This is a genomic window from Nocardia takedensis NBRC 100417 (assembly GCF_000308695.1).
Classification (GTDB): domain Bacteria; phylum Actinomycetota; class Actinomycetes; order Mycobacteriales; family Mycobacteriaceae; genus Nocardia; species Nocardia takedensis.
In genome coordinates, this window is the sequence record NZ_BAGG01000103.1 from 80,365 (window position 1) to 95,122 (window position 14,758).

12 protein-coding genes are annotated in these 14,758 nt (G+C 70.4%); 7 read left to right on the plus strand and 5 right to left on the minus strand.

The genetic code is table 11. From position 1 onward, the window contains the following. Nucleotides 1–68 precede the first annotated feature (68 nt). The gene (locus tag ON30_RS22235; protein ID WP_040709780.1) at nt 69–1,424 is read left to right on the plus strand and encodes a hypothetical protein; all 1,356 of its coding nucleotides are present in this window, start codon (nt 69–71) and stop codon (nt 1,422–1,424) included. Beyond that, the gene (locus ON30_RS22240; protein WP_040709781.1) at nt 1,421–2,158 is read left to right on the plus strand and encodes an ESX secretion-associated protein EspG; all 738 of its coding nucleotides are present in this window, start codon (nt 1,421–1,423) and stop codon (nt 2,156–2,158) included. Before ON30_RS22235 ends, ON30_RS22240 begins: the two co-directional genes overlap by 4 nt. Nucleotides 2,159–2,234: 76 nt before the next feature. Here the strand turns inward: ON30_RS22240 and glyA are convergent, their stop codons facing one another. Continuing rightward, complete coding sequence (gene glyA / locus ON30_RS22245) at nt 2,235–3,530, minus strand: serine hydroxymethyltransferase (protein WP_040709782.1); 1,296 nt, start codon at nt 3,528–3,530, stop codon at nt 2,235–2,237. A 127-nt stretch (nt 3,531–3,657) separates the two neighbouring features. Next, nucleotides 3,658–4,218, minus strand: coding sequence for a TetR/AcrR family transcriptional regulator (locus ON30_RS22250; RefSeq protein WP_040709783.1), 561 nt, complete (start codon nt 4,216–4,218; stop codon nt 3,658–3,660). A gap of 123 nt (nt 4,219–4,341) precedes the next feature. On the opposite strand from ON30_RS22250, the gene ON30_RS22255 reads away from it, so the two are divergent. Next, the gene (locus ON30_RS22255; protein ID WP_051029766.1) at nt 4,342–4,824 is read left to right on the plus strand and encodes a PaaI family thioesterase; all 483 of its coding nucleotides are present in this window, start codon (nt 4,342–4,344) and stop codon (nt 4,822–4,824) included. Between the two features lie 332 nt (nt 4,825–5,156). Here the strand turns inward: ON30_RS22255 and ON30_RS22260 are convergent, their stop codons facing one another. Continuing rightward, entirely contained in the window at nt 5,157–6,353 is a 1,197-nt protein-coding gene (locus ON30_RS22260; protein ID WP_040709854.1) for a hypothetical protein, read from the minus strand. A gap of 180 nt (nt 6,354–6,533) precedes the next feature. Here ON30_RS22260 and coaA point away from each other — a divergent pair, with 180 nt between their 5' ends. Next, on the plus strand, nt 6,534–7,466 hold the full coding sequence (gene coaA, locus ON30_RS22265) for a type I pantothenate kinase (RefSeq protein WP_040709785.1): 933 nt from the start codon (nt 6,534–6,536) through the stop codon (nt 7,464–7,466). Between the two features lie 110 nt (nt 7,467–7,576). Here coaA and ON30_RS22270 read toward each other — a convergent pair whose 3' ends face one another. Beyond that, nucleotides 7,577–8,365: an isoprenyl transferase gene (locus ON30_RS22270; protein ID WP_083911592.1), complete on the minus strand. Its 789-nt coding sequence runs from the start codon at nt 8,363–8,365 to the stop codon at nt 7,577–7,579. A 172-nt stretch (nt 8,366–8,537) separates the two neighbouring features. Here ON30_RS22270 and trhA point away from each other — a divergent pair, with 172 nt between their 5' ends. Together trhA and ON30_RS22280 are read left to right on the plus strand one after the other, a co-directional pair. Then, nucleotides 8,538–9,200 carry a PAQR family membrane homeostasis protein TrhA gene (gene trhA / locus ON30_RS22275; protein WP_040709857.1) on the plus strand — a complete coding sequence of 221 codons (663 nt, stop codon included), beginning with the start codon at nt 8,538–8,540 and terminating at the stop codon, nt 9,198–9,200. A gap of 140 nt (nt 9,201–9,340) precedes the next feature. Then, the gene (locus ON30_RS22280; RefSeq protein WP_083911593.1) at nt 9,341–11,008 is read left to right on the plus strand and encodes an adenylate/guanylate cyclase domain-containing protein; all 1,668 of its coding nucleotides are present in this window, start codon (nt 9,341–9,343) and stop codon (nt 11,006–11,008) included. A 264-nt stretch (nt 11,009–11,272) separates the two neighbouring features. On the opposite strand, the gene ON30_RS22285 is transcribed toward ON30_RS22280, so the two are convergent. Beyond that, nucleotides 11,273–13,312, minus strand: a complete 2,040-nt coding sequence (locus ON30_RS22285; RefSeq protein ID WP_040709787.1) for a thioredoxin domain-containing protein — start codon at nt 13,310–13,312, stop codon at nt 11,273–11,275. Nucleotides 13,313–13,512: 200 nt separating this feature from the next. On the opposite strand from ON30_RS22285, the gene ON30_RS22290 reads away from it, so the two are divergent. Continuing rightward, a complete protein-coding gene (locus tag ON30_RS22290; RefSeq protein ID WP_051029767.1) occupies nt 13,513–14,748 on the plus strand; it encodes a sensor domain-containing diguanylate cyclase in 1,236 nt (411 codons plus the stop codon). Nucleotides 14,749–14,758 lie beyond the last annotated feature (10 nt).

The following is a 14,758-nucleotide window of genomic DNA, read 5'->3' on the forward strand; positions in this document are numbered from 1 at the left end:
CGGAAGGGGCCACTGCCATGGGGCGGCAACTGTCATGAAATCGGCACTGTCATGAAACCGGCACTGTCATGAAACCGATCGACGGCCGGGGCATCACGAATCCGGAGAACGCGCACAGCTTTTCCCACGCCGAGATCAGACAGGCCGCCGACCGGATGAAACCGGACGCGCTGACCGAGGTGGTCGTGTCGTGGAACGCCATCGCGGACGCGGTGCAGACGGCGGGCGCGCGGTTCGAGTCCGCGATCCGCGGCGTGGTCGGGCAGCAGTGGGAGGGCGCGGCCGCCGACGCCGCCCTGCGTTCCATTCTCGAGTTCACCACGCGGGTGGGCGAACTCGGCGGCGCGCTGGCGAGTCAGTCCGAACCGGTCGCGGCGGCAGGGCAGTCCGCGGCCCAGTTCCAGGCGGCCGTGCCCGCGGTCCCCGACGCGTCCACGTCCTCCTCGGCGCCCGAAGCCCGCAACGCGGCCGAGGAGCAGGCCCGCGACGACATGATCACCTACTACATCCGTCCCTTCGGGGCGACGGCAGGCCAGATCCCCGCGCTGCCCGATCCGGTGCGGCCCGCCGGTAGCCCGGATCGGCCGACGATCGTGGGCGCGCTGCTCGGGGCGCTCGGCGGTGACGGCGGAACGGCCGGCGCAGGCGGATCGGATTCGCCCGCCACCGGGGGCGACGGTGCGGCCGTCGTGAATGGGGTCGGCGCACACCCCGGGCAGGATGCGGGTGCCGGCGCGAACACTCCGGGTGCGGAACAACCGTCGATGCCGAACGACAACCCGCCGACCGCCGAAACGCCGGTGGGCGAGGAGAACCCGGCGTCGGCAGGAGCATCGGAGGGCAAGTCCGACGGGGAATCCCCGTCGCCCGGGGAACCCGGCGACAGCGTGCCCCCAACATCCACCGACACGCAGGGCGCGCAGACCGCGGCGCAGAGCACGACGCCGAGCCCGCCCCTCGCACCCACGAATACGGCGCCCGCCGGCTTCGGGAACGGCTACTCCGGCACCGGCGGCGGAGCCGTGAACCCCTACGCGCCGCAGTACACGAATACGCAGGCCCCCGGTGTCCCGGGCGGCGTCGCCCCGGCCGCAGCGGCGCAACCGGCGAGTGCGCCGATCCGCACCGATACTCCCGCGGGTACGGCGGCTGGAGCCTCCGGGCCCGCGCCCCGACCGGGCAGTTCCGTCCCGGCCCAGCCGGCCGCCCAGACAGCGCCTCCGCCCACCTCGTCGGGCGCACCGGGCAGGCCGGGGATGCCCGGGTCCTCCGGGTACGCGGGGATGATGCCGCCCGGGGCGCGCGGGCGCGGCGAGGACGACGGCGAGCACCGCGCGGCGCGGTACCTGCGCAGCGAGGAGCACGCCGCCGACCTGCTCGGCGAACCGGAGAAGACGGTCCCCCCGGCGATCGGAGCCGAATGACGGCGCAATGGATCCTGTCGGCCGAGCAGTTCGCGGCGGCGTGGTTCGGCACCGGGTTGGACCGGTTGCCGTTCCCGTTCCGCTTCACCAGTCGCTTCGCCGGACTGCGCGAATACGACGCGTACCAGCGGCAATTCCGCGACGAACTGGAGAATCCCGATCACACCCCGCTGCGTCGGGCCGTCCAGGTCCTGAGCGCACCGGACTGGCGGATCGAACTGTTCGGCCTGGACCACCGGCGCGGGGGCGTCGAACTGCGCGGGATCGGTTGCGGGGTGCGCGGCGGCGCCGGAATCGTCGCGCAGCAGAATCCCGACGCCGACGGCGGTCGGGTCCGCCTGCGCCGCTTCCGCGCCGAACAGGTCGCCACCGAACTGCTGCGCCTGCTCCCCGACCGCGCCCCCGGCGAGAGTTCGGAAAAGCGTTTCCTGCGCGAGGATCTCGCCGCCGACCGCCCCGACCCGTTCGACAACGACCCGGCCCGCGCGGTGCAGGAGCGCTACCGCCGCTTCTGGAATCGGCCGTCCACCACCCGCGGAGTGGTCACGGTGCTGCACGGCCCCCGCACCAGCGAGGCCCAACGCACCGGGCGCGTGCGGTGGATCGACGCCGACGACGGCCGCTATTGCGAGATCCCCGTCAACCGCGCCCTGATGATCCGGCCCGCCTCGGGGGCCGACATCCTGCGCTACGTGGACGATTCGATCCGGCGCGCGGAGGCCGCCCTGCGCTGAGATTCGCAAGGCCGCGGATTCGAAAGGCCGCGGCCCGCACGCCGGAGCGTACGGGCCGCGGGGTGACGCGGGACGCTCAGCCGAGCAGACGCCAGTCTTCGAGGCCGTCGTAGAGCGGGACGGACTTGGCCAGCGCCGAGACCCGGCCGCGCAGGGTCTCGGTGTCGGAGCCTCCGGTCAGCGCGGCGGCGATGATGTCGGCGACCTCGGTGAACTCGGTGTCGCCGAACCCGCGGGTGGACAGCGCGGCGGTGCCGATGCGCAGACCCGAGGTGACCATCGGGGGGCGCGGGTCGAACGGGACGGCGTTGCGGTTGACGGTGATCCCGATCTCGTGCAGCAGATCCTCGCCCTGCTGACCGTCGATCTGGGAGTTGCGCAGGTCGACCAGGACCAGGTGCACGTCGGTGCCGCCGGTAAGCACGCTGATGCCCTTGTCGCTCACGTCGGCGGCGCCCAGACGCTCGGCCAGGATCTTCGCGCCCGACAGGGTGCGGACCTGACGGTCGCGGAACTCCGCGCCCGCGGCGATCTTGAACGCGACGGCCTTGGCGGCGATGGCGTGCATGAGCGGGCCGCCCTGCTGGCCGGGGAACACCGCGCTGTTGAGCTTCTTGGCGAATTCCCGCTTGGCCAGGATCACTCCGGAACGAGGGCCGCCGAGGGTCTTGTGCACGGTGGAGGACACGACGTGCGCGTGCGGGACCGGCGAGGGGTGCAGACCGGCGGCGACGAGTCCGGCGAAGTGGGCCATGTCGACCCACAGGTAGGCCCCGACCTCGTCGGCGATCTCCCGGAACCGCGCGAAATCCTGCTGACGCGGATACGCCGACCATCCGGCGACGATCACCTTCGGGCGCGTCTGACGGGCGATATCGGCGACCTCGTCCATGTCGACGCGGTGGTCTTCCTTGCTGACCCCGTAGAAATGCGTCTCGTAGAGCTTGCCGGAGAAGTTCAGGCGCATGCCGTGGGTGAGGTGACCGCCGTGGGCCAGGTCCAGGCCGAGCAGTTTGTCGCCCGGGTCCATCAACGCCATCAGCACCGCGGCGTTGGCCTGGGCGCCCGAATGCGGCTGCACGTTGGCGAATTCCGCGCCGAACAGTTCCTTGACGCGTTCGCGGGCGAGGTTCTCCACGACGTCGACATCCTCGCACCCGCCGTAGTAGCGACGGCCCGGGTACCCCTCGGCGTACTTGTTGGTCAGCACGCTGCCCTGGGCTTGCAGGACAGCGCGCGGCACGAAGTTCTCCGAGGCGATCATCTCGAGCGTGTCGCGTTCGCGGGCGAGTTCGCCTGCCATCGCGGCCGCGAGCTCCGGATCGAGCTCACCGAGGGACTGGGTATTGACAGAGGCGGTCGTCTGCGTCACCCGGACAGTCTATGGTCCGGGAGCGTCTCCACCGGCAGCGGGTGGGCGACCGCGGACCGATCGACCAGGCTACCCGCGGACCCGCCCGCGCGCAGGACTTCGCGGCACTTCCCGGCGTCGGCGCGGGTCATGCCGGTCCGATCGCGTCCAGCAACGGCGCGAACACGGATTCGACGTCGTCGAGCGGGCGCGAGGTCTTCAGTGCCCGCGCTTGCGCGATGGCCCCTTCGATCGCGCTGATGAGCGTGCCCGCGAGAGCTTCGGCGCGTTCGTGGTCGACGCCTCGTTCGCGCAGCGCCGTGGTGAGCAGCGCGGTCCAGTCGGCGAAGGCGGCGCCCGCGGCGGCTTGGACGGCGGGTTCGGACTCGGCGAGGGCCGCGCCGAGGACCGGGCAGCCCGCGCGGTAGTCGCTGGGCTCGACCAGGGCGCGCGCCCACCCGGTCATCGCGGCCAGCCAGTCGCGAGGTTCGCCGGTGGCGACGACCTTGGCGAGGAAGCGGGTCAGGCGCGCGCCCGCGATCTGCGTCGCGGCCTCGACCAGTTCGCCTTTGCCGGCGGGAAAGTGCTGGTAGAGCGAGTTGCGCGAGGTGCGGCTGCGGTCGAGCAGAGCGGTGAGTCCGGCACCGTGCACGCCCTGTTCCCTGACCAGTTCGATGGTGCTCTCGACGAGGCGGTCACGTGGTCCCACGGGTGTCCTCTCCTCCGCTGCGGCGCGTTCGGTCCGGTGTCGGACATCTTGCGTGAACCGATCGGTCCATGTTGCAATCATGACAGATGTGGACCGATCGGTTCACCGGAAAGGACGGATTCGATGACCACCACCGAGTCGAGCACCGGCGAATCGAGCACCGGCGAAGCCGACTACGGCGCGATGACCGGACTCGAACTGCTGCGCGCGGCCATGGGCCGGACCGACCGTCCGCCCTTCATCGGCGATCTGCTCGGCATGGAGGTCGACGAACTCGAGCACGGCCGCGTCGTCTTCGCGGTGCGCACCCGTCCCGATTTCGCCAACCCGCTGGGTACCACCCACGGCGGAATCTGCGCCACGCTGCTCGATTCGGTGATGGGCTGCGCGGTGCACACCACGCTGGAACCCGGCGTCGGTTACACGACGCTGGAACTGAAGATCAACTACATCCGCTCCGCGCCCACCGACGGCCGCAGGCTCACCGCCACCGGCACGACCATCCACGTCGGCCGCACCACGGCCACCGCCGAGGGGCGGGTGGTGGACGAGCAAGGCCGCCTGGTCGCGCACGGCACCACCACCTGCGTGCTGTTCCGCCCCTGATCAACGGGGCAGGACGAGCGGTAACGCGGCACAGGCATCCGACCGGTGTTGGTCAGCAGCACAATCGTTTTCGACGCCCCCCGACGCGATGTCGGCCGTCTGTGACAGGATGGCCGGTGGACAGCACAGGTCCACATTCGACATCAAGAGGGAATTCGGAAATGCTGCTCAGTTTCATCGCCACCGGTACGTTCGACGCGCTGCTCAAGTCGCTGTTGCAGTCCGCGTGCTCGATCTCCTCGGGGGGAGCGGCCTGCGCCAACTGGTGAGCGCGGCCCCTGCTCGCACGACGGCCCCGTCACCCACGGTGACGGGGCCGTTCGCGTTCCGACTCACATCGCGCGGACCGCGGCGGGCGTGAGGGGTTCGTCCAGCAGGCGACGGAACCGCTCGGCGCGCTCCGCGTCGTCGGCGGCCCGGTCGAGCCAGTCGCCGAGCAGGCGGTAGCCCTCCACGTAGGTGCTGATGTAGGCGCGCCACAGCGGCGAGGACAGGAATCGCAGCGACTGCCGGGCCCGGTCGGGGGTGAGCAGGTTCCAGCGCTGGAGGAATTCGGCCACCTCCGTCTCGTCACGACGCCGGTCGTGCAGCAGCAGTGCCGCGTCCTGCCGGACCCCGAGCAGTTTCCCGGACGCGTCGGCCAAGCGCTGGGCGCGTTCACCGTCGAAACGCAGACCGAGATCGGCGTAGATCTCCTGCGCCCATAGGCCCCAGTCCGGTCCGACGATGGACCGCAACGCCAGATCGGCGAGCCCCTCGGCCATCAAGCACTGCGGGGTGTTGACCAGGAACAAGGTCTGTTCGGCCTGGCCGGCCGCCACGAGTCCCGCTTCCTTGCGGCAGTGCTCGGTGTGATGGCCGGGATAGGACTCGTGCGCGATCAGGTGCGGCAGGTTGGCCATGTGCTGCTTGAGATCGGCGTTGATCGCGACCTTGGACCGGTAGTCGCCGAGGTAGTAGTTGAACCCGGACCACGGTTTGTCGCCGACCACCTCGTAGGTGACGTGTTCGTGGTCGGGCAGGGGGTAGCGGGCGCGGACCAGTTCGCGCAGCGCCCCGGAGAACGCGTCGACGCACTCCCGCAACCGGGCGGGCGGGATCTCGTCGGTCCTGCGGTGGGCGGCCACACGCTCGGCCAACGGCCCGTCGCCGGCCAGCACCTCATCCATCGCGCGGTGTGCGGCCCGGTAGTCCTCGACGTCGCCCGGTGCGATCTCGACGTCGAAATAGGCGTGCACCTCGTCGACGAAGCCGATGTCCTCGCCCGCGAACTTGCGTCCGGAGGTCTCCAGCGCGCGCAGGTGGGCGTCGAGGAAGGTGGTGCGTTCGGGTGCGAGGCCCGCGGCGGGCAGTTCCGCGCGCAGTCGCGCGGCCCGTACGGCCAGTTCACCCGGTTGGGGGGCGGGGGCGTTCTCGGTCTCGCGCCGCAGCACCGGATCACCGGTGTAGGCGTCGACGAAACCTTCTTCGAGCCGATCGAAGGCCAGGCCGAGTCGCAGGTACTCGGTCACCAGCGGATGCGCTTCCATATCGGCCCACAGTAGTGCGACGAACACCGCGTATCGAGTGGGTTACCGGCGGGTAGTGATACCCCGCGTTCTTCACCCCGTTGACCCGGAGGACAATTCGGCCATGCGGCGAGAGCTGGACCGAATCTCACACGCCACCGCGGGTTGGGCGCGTGTTTGCCGAAATGGAGCGTCGGGTACGTGGGACGAATGAGCGAGCCGAGCCCCTATGTGGAATTCGATCGGAAGCAGTGGCGAACGCTTCGCAAATCGACTCCGCTGGTGCTCACCGAGGAAGAACTGATCGGTCTGCGCGGTCTCGGCGAACAGATAGACCTCGAAGAGGTCGCCGAGGTCTATCTGCCTCTGGCCCGACTCATCCATTTGCAGGTGGCGGCCCGACAACGCCTGTTCGCGGCCACAGCGACCTTCCTCGGGGAAAAGCATCCCGATCGCCAGGTGCCGTTCGTGATCGGCGTCGCGGGCAGTGTCGCGGTCGGGAAATCGACCACCGCGCGCGTACTCCAGGCTTTGCTCGCACGCTGGGATCACCACCCGCGTGTGGATTTGATCACAACCGACGGATTCCTTTATCCCACGGCCGAACTGACCCGGCGCGGGATGATGCATCGCAAGGGATTCCCGGAAAGCTACGACCGCCGGAAACTGCTGCGATTCGTCACCGAGGTGAAATCGGGCGCGGCCGAGGTGTGCGCGCCGGTGTATTCGCACATCTCCTACGACATCGTCCCGGACAAAAAGCACTGCGTCCGTCAGCCCGACATCCTCATCGTCGAGGGACTCAACGTGCTCCAGACCGGGCCGCGGCTGATGGTCTCGGACCTGTTCGACTTCTCCATCTACGTCGACGCGCGGATCGAGGACATCGAGAAGTGGTATGTGCAGCGCTTTCTCGCCCTGCGGGCGACGGCGTTCGCCGATCCGGGCGCGCATTTCCACCACTACGCGGCGTTGACCGACGAGCAGGCGACCGTCGCGGCCCAGGACATCTGGAATTCCACCAACCGGCCCAACCTGGTCGACAACATCCTGCCCACCCGCCCGCGCGCGACGCTGGTGCTGCGCAAGGACGCCGACCACAGCATCAACCGGTTGCGCCTGCGCAAACTGTGAAGGATGACCACCGCGACGGCCGGCGGGCTCCGACGCCGGACGGAGATGCGGTCGGACGCGGCGGCGCGGTAGGTCGCCGAAGCGGCGAGGTATGAGAAACGGCGGGGGTATCAGACGCCGAAACGGCGGTGGCGCGCGGCGTAGTCGCGCAGCGCCCGGAGGAAGTCGACGCGCCGGAACTCCGGCCAGTACGCCTCGGTGAACCAGATCTCGGAGTAGGCGCTCTGCCAGAGCAGGAAGCCGGACAGGCGCTGTTCACCGGAGGTGCGGATGACCAGGTCCGGATCGGGCTGGCCGGAGGTGTAGAGGTGCTGGCCGATCGCGTTGACGGTGATCGACTGGACCAGGTCCTCGCCGGTCTCGCCCGCGGCGATCTCCTGGCGGACCAGTTTGCGCACCGCGTCGGTGATCTCCTGGCGTCCGCCGTAGCCGACGGCCACGTTGACGTGCACGCCGTCGCGCCCGTCGGTGCGTTCGGCCGCGGTGCGCAGGCGTTTGGCGATCAGTTCCGGGAAGTCGTCGAGCGTGCCGACGATGCGCACGCTCCAGTTCTGCTCGGGGGCCGAGAGTTCCTCGACGACGTCGGTGATGACCTCGAACAGGGTTTCCAGTTCCTCGGGGTCGCGGTTCAGGTTCTCGGTGGAGAGCAGGTAGACGGTGACCATCTCGATGCCTTCGTCGGCGCACCAGCCGACGAGTTCGGCGATCTTCAGCGCGCCGACGCGGTGGCCGTGGCTGACGTCGGTGAAGCCGTTCTCGCGCGCCCACCGTCTGTTGCCGTCGCACATCACCGCCACGTGCCGGGGGTGTTGTTTACCGGCCAGCTGCTTGGACAGCCGCGCCTCGTAGATGCGGTAGGGCAGACCACGGACCGGACTCGGAACCTCCACGGCGTCCAACAGTACGCCCCGCGACCGGGATCATTACATCGACGGCGCATCTGTCGCGGACCCGAAACTTACGGTACCGTAGGTTACTCATCGGTCACCCAGGAGGTATTTCGTGTCGGAAACACGCGTGGCGGGCGAGGGCTCGACGACGCCCGCGCACGAGGAGACCGGAGCCGCCGCGATCGGCGAGGTCGCGGCCATCGCCCTGGTGAAACCGCGGCTACGCGGCTGGATCCACACCTGGGCCGTCGGCATCGCCGCCGTCGCCGTATTCGCGCTGGTCCTCGTGGCCTCGAACGTCTCGGCCACCGCGGGCTGGTCGACCCTGGTCTACGGACTCACCGTCCTGGGCCTGTTCGGCATCAGCGCCGTCTACCACCGCGTCACCTGGAGATCGCCGCGCACCCGCATCCGGATGAAACGCGCCGACCACTCGATGATCTTCCTGTTCATCGCGGGCAGCTACACCCCGTTCGCGCTGCTCGGCCTGCCCGGCAAGACCGGACAGACCCTGCTCGCGGTAGTGTGGGCGGGCGCGCTGGCGGGGGTCGCGCTGAAACTGCTGTGGCCGACCGCGCCGCGCTGGGTCGGCGTGCCGCTCTACCTGCTGCTGGGCTGGGCGGTGGTCCCGGTCGCCGGCCAACTGCACGCCAACGTCGGCCTCGCCCCACTGCTGCTGCTCGTCGCGGGCGGCGTCACCTACAGCATCGGCGCGATCCTCTACGCCACCCACTGGCCCGACCCGTGGCCCGAAGTCTTCGGCCACCACGAGTTCTTCCACGCCGCCACCGTCATCGCCGCGCTGTCCCACTACATCGCGATCTGGCTGGTCGTCCTGCACTGAGACCGCCCGGATCCGATCACGGACAGCGGAAATCGCCTGCGCGAGGCGCGCGAGTTCTATGCTGCACGTTCGTGTTGGTCGTCGCCGTCCCCGCGACCGACCGGTCGTGGGCGCGGCGCTGAAGGGGAAGTGCGCGCACCGTGATCGCCAAACTCGTCCTCCGGGCGCTCGCGGCACGCTGGGGACTGGCCGCGGTCGTCATCGCCGCCAACATCAGCGGGCTCGGGGTCATCGTCACCGAGTTGTGGCTCAGCGGGTTCTTCGGCCGGCTCGGCGAAGGCTGGGGACACACGCTGGCGCAGGTCGGCATCTACCCGTCCATCGGGTTCGCGATCGGCATCGGACTCGCGCTGCGCGACCGCACCGCCCACTTCGCCTGGCTCGACGAAGGCCGCGCGCCCACCCCGCCCGAAGCCCGCAGACTCCTGCGACTGCCCGCCGCCGTCACCGCACGCGCGCTCGCGCTGTGGCTGCCCGGCGTCGTCGTGGCGACCGCGATGTTCGCCCACCTCACCGAACACAACGACAAAGCCGTCACCGCCTCGGTGTTCACCCTCGGCGCGTTCCAATCCGCCGCCGTCACCTTCCTCATCGTCGACCGGATGATCCGACCCACCATTCCCATGGTCTCGGCCGTCCTCGGACCCACCACGCACTGGAGTTCGTCCGTGCTGGTCCGCGTGATCGTCACCTGGGGAGTCGCCGGGGCCATGCCGCTGGCGATGCTCATCGTGGTGCTCGCCGACCCCGCCTCCGCCGCCGAGGACCGCATCCGCACCGCCCTGTACCTATCTGTCGTCGGCATCGGCGTCGGCGCGCTGGCCACCACCCTGCTCGCCCGCTCGGTCGCGCTGCCGCTGCGCGCGCTGCGCCTGGCCCTGGACCGGATCACGCTGGGCGAGAGCGATATCCGCGTCACCGTGGGCAGCACCAGCGAAATCGGGCTGCTGGAACGCTCGGTCAACGAACTCGCCGCCAATCTCCGTGAACGCCAACGCATGCGCGACGTCTTCGGCCGCCACGTCGGCGCGCAGGTCGCCGAACGGGCCCTCGCGGGCGGTATGGACCTCACCGGCGACGTGCGCGTGGTCTCCGCCCTGTTCGTCGACGTCACCGGGTCGGTCGCCCTCTCCACCGGCCTGCCCCCGCAGGAATTCGTCGCCAAACTCAACCGGCTGCTCGCCATCGTCGTCGCCGCCACCGAGGAGAACGACGGTCTGGTCAACAAATTCGAGGGCGACGCGGCGCTGTGCGTATTCGGCGCGCCGATCGCCCTCGCCGACAACGCCACCCCCGCGCTGCGCGCCGCCCGCCGCATCCGCGACGAAGTCCTCGCGGGCGGCGAACTCGACATCGGCATCGGCGTCGCGCGCGGCCGCGTCTTCGCGGGCGACGTCGGCGCCGACAGTCGCCTGGAATTCACCGTCATCGGCGACGCGGTCAACGAAGCCGCCCGCCTCACCTCCCAGGCCAAAGCCGCCCCCCGCCGAATCCTGGTGAGCGACGCGGTACTCGACGCCGCGCACGCCGACGAACGCCGCGCGTGGACGCACTACGGCGACATCCTCCTGCGCGGACGGCTCGAACCGACCGTCTGCTGGACCGACATGGCACCCGCCGTCGTTCCAGCCGCCTCCCCCGCACCTGTCGAATCCGAAGCGGTTGCGGCAGGCCCGCTTCCGCAGGTGGGCACCTCCATCCCGGAGGATTACGAGGGCAAGCATCCGGGGCAGCCACCGACGGCCACTTCTCCGGCCCGCACCGAAACCCACTCCGCCGCTGCCGATTCCTACTCTCCGGAACACTGAGCGCGGCACGGGCCGCTACCGGGCATCGCGCGCTGCCGGGTCAGCACACCCGATCAGCAGTCGAGCCCGAGCGGGCACGCTCAACAGGCACGACCGGCAACCCAGCCCCCGCGTGCGAAGGACGGCAGGCCGCGAGAGCCCAGCCTCGCGCAGTGAAGGCCCGCAGGCCACCGAGAGCCCCGGCCTCGTGCAGTGGAGGCCGGCAGATGACCAGCACGCGTGGAGGCAGCAGGCACTGTCGGAGGACCAGCCCGCACGCGAGGGTCAGCGTGCCAGGGCGGCGGCCAAGTCTTCGACGGTGGTGACCGGCAGATCGCAGACCGTGCCACGGCACACGTAGGCGGCCGCGTCGGAGCCGAGCGGCGGACGTTCGGCCAGTAGCGGGACGGCGTCGCGGGCGGCGGCCACGACCACGCTGCCACCGGGCGCACCCAACCGGGCGGCCTCGACGAGATCCCTGGCGGCAGCGGCGGATTCGTTGCCATCGGGCAGGGCGACGGCGACTTGCAGGGGGCCGCGCAGGGCCGCCTCGGCGACCGTGAGCCACTGACCCGCCGAGCGGGGTGCGCGGGCCAGGACCACCGCGCCCCGGCGCAAGGTCTGCTCGGCGAGCAGACGGTAGCGTTCGGCGTGCTCGGGGGCGCTCGCGGCGGACGCGGTCAACAGGGCCTCCGCCAAGACCGACGCACCGGCGGGGGTCGCGCCGTCGATGGGGTCGCGGGGGCGGGCGACGAGAGTTTCCGCGTCGGCGGCGGTGTCGAACCAACTGCCCGGCGATTCGGGGTCGGCGAAATGTTGGATCGCGGTGTCCAGCAGGCGTTGTGCCCGTTCCAGCCAGACGAGTTCGCCGGTCGCCTGGTGCAGGGACAGCAGGCCCACCGCGAGCCAGGCGTGATCCTCGAGGATACCCGGGGCCGTGCCGACCAGACCGTCCAGCGACGCGCGGCGCACCCGTCCGTCGACCACGTGCGCGTCCAGCAGATAGTCGGCGCAGCGCAGCGCGGCATTCACCCAGTCCGGCCTGCCCAGCGCGGAACCGGCTTCCGCGAGCGCGGTGATCGCCATGCCGTTCCAGGCGGTGACCACCTTGTCGTCGCGGGCGGGCTGCGGACGGTTGTCGCGGGAGGCGCGCAACGCGGCGCGCACCCGTTCGAGGCGTTCGGCGTCCTCGGGGTCGGCGTAGCGGGTCAGCACCGAGGTGCCCTGCTCGAAATTGCCCGCGGTGCTCACCCCGAACACCTCGCCCGCCCACGCGCCGTCGATCGGGCCGAGCGCTCCGACCAGTTCCGCCGGGGTCCACACGTAGGTCGCGCCCTCCACGCCGGGGCCGCCGGGTTCCAACCGGGTGTCCGCGTCCAGCGCGGACGCGAAACCGCCCGTGCCCGTACCGAGATCGTCGAGCAGGAAATCCACCGTCTCCTCGGTGACGCGCCGCGCCAAGGGATCGGCCGTGCGGCGCGCGAGATGGGCGTAGCAGCGCAGCAATTGGGCGTTGTCGTAGAGCATCTTCTCGAAATGCGGCACCAGCCACGCCGCGTCCACCGAATAGCGGGCGAAACCGCCGCCGATCTGGTCGTAGATGCCGCCGCGGGCCATCGCCGACGCCGTCCGCCCGATCGCGTCGAGCACGGCCGTGTCGCCGGTGCGCTCGACATGCCGCAGCAGACCCTCCAGCAACGCCGAGGGCGGGAACTTCGGCGCGCCCCCGAAGCCGCCGTGCTCGGCGTCCTCGTCGCGCAGCACCGCCGCCACCGCGTGCGCGAGCAGATCCGCGTCGATCCGGATCTCGGTCTCCGGCAACCCCTGCATCTGCCCCCGCAGCGCCTCCGCCACCTGCGCCGACGCCTGATCCACCTCGTCGCGGCGAGTGCGCCATGTCTCCGCCACCGCCGTCAGCACCTGGGTGAACGACGGCATCCCCCCGCGCGGCACCTTCGGGTAATAGGTGCCGCAGTAGAACGGCTCCCCCGCGGGGGTGAGAAAACACGTCATCGGCCAGCCGCCCTGGCCCGTCATGGCGACGGTGGCGCTCATGTACACCGCGTCCAGATCGGGCCGCTCCTCCCGATCCACCTTCACGCACACGTAGTGCTCGTTCATCACCGCCGCGGTCTCGGCGTCCTCGAACGACTCGTGCGCCATCACATGACACCAGTGACAACTCGCATACCCCACCGACAGCAGGATCGGCACATCCCGCTCCCGTGCCTCGGCCAGCGCGTCGGCATCCCATTCCCGCCAATGCACCGGATTGTCGGCATGCTGACGCAGATACGGAGATGTCGCGCTGCCCAATCGGTTCATATCCCCACCCTTCCACAGTTGCGCGAACAGATCGGCCCCCGAAATCGCGCGCGGAACGTCGGGTCGGGGGTGGATCGGTGTTCGGTGGGGATTCGCGGGGCCGCGATGCCGCGGGAGGGCGGTCCAGGGGCATACCTTTGAGTCGGAAGGATGCGCGATGTCGGTCGCCCGGGTCAGCCGGGCAGGAGGCTCTCGGTGTCATGGAGCGCTGGGAATTCGTCGAGATGGCCGGGGCTTGGTTGACGGCCGCGCTCGACGGCGGGTTCGTGGTGCCGCCGGACACCGAGTTGCGGCGGGCGATGGCGGTCTGGTTGGCGGATCTGGACGCGGCGATGGACAGCGATCCGTTCGATCCCGCGCCGGGGCGGCGGGTGGGCCGGGAGATGGTGCGCGGCGGTCTGGCCTCGCCCGCCGCGATGGGGGCGGCGGCGACGGCGTGGGCTGGTCTGTTGGAACGCTCGGGTCGGGCGGATCGGGCGTACCGGTTCGGGGCGGTGCTCGCCGAGATCGGGGAGGGTTCGGCCGCCGAACTTCTGGAGATGCAGGCGCGACGGCGGGATATCGCGACCGAGCGTTTCCGGGCGGTCTTCGACAACGCGGCCATCGCGATCGCCCTGTACGACGTGGACGGCGTCACGATCGACGCGAATCGCGCGACGGCGCGGATGGTCCGCATCCCGGTCGAGGAGCTGCCCGGTATGCCCGGTCTGCGGCTGGTGCATCCCGAGGATCGCGCGCAACTTCGTGATCTGGTGCTCGCGTTGCGTGGACGCGGTTCCGGCACGTTGCGTTTCGAGGGGCGTTTCGTGCGCGGTGACGGCAGCATCGGACAGGGGGTGTGGACGATGACGCTGATGCTCGGCGAAGGCGACGCCTACTTGCTGGCGGTCGGCGAGGACACCACCGAACGCCATCGGATGCAGGCCGAACTGCGCTGGCTGGCCGAGCACGACCCGCTCACGGGTCTGCCCAACCGCCGCTGTCTGCTCGAGCGTCTCACCCGCACCGCCGCGACGGCCCGACCCCTGGACCGGATCGGCCTGTGCCTGGTCGACCTTGACGGGTTCAAACAGGTCAACGACCGCTACGGGCACAGTGCGGGCGACCGGTTGTTGACCGAAGTGGGCCGCCGCCTGACCGCGGCCCTGACCTCCCCCGAGGTCACCCTGGCGCGTATCGGCGGCGACGAATTCGTCGCTCTGCTCGAACCTCCCTGCGACGAGGCCCGCATCACCCGAACCGCCGACACCATCCTCACCACCCTGCGCGAGCCGATCCCTCTCGGCACGAGCGCCCCACTGACGATCACCGCGAGCATCGGCGCGGTGATCGTCCCCGTCGCGGGCGCCGACCCGGAGAAACTCCTCGACGCCGCCGACGTCCGCCTCTACCGCGCCAAAGCCGAAGGCCGAGGCATCTGGATCCTCGAGTCCTAGCGACCGCGCA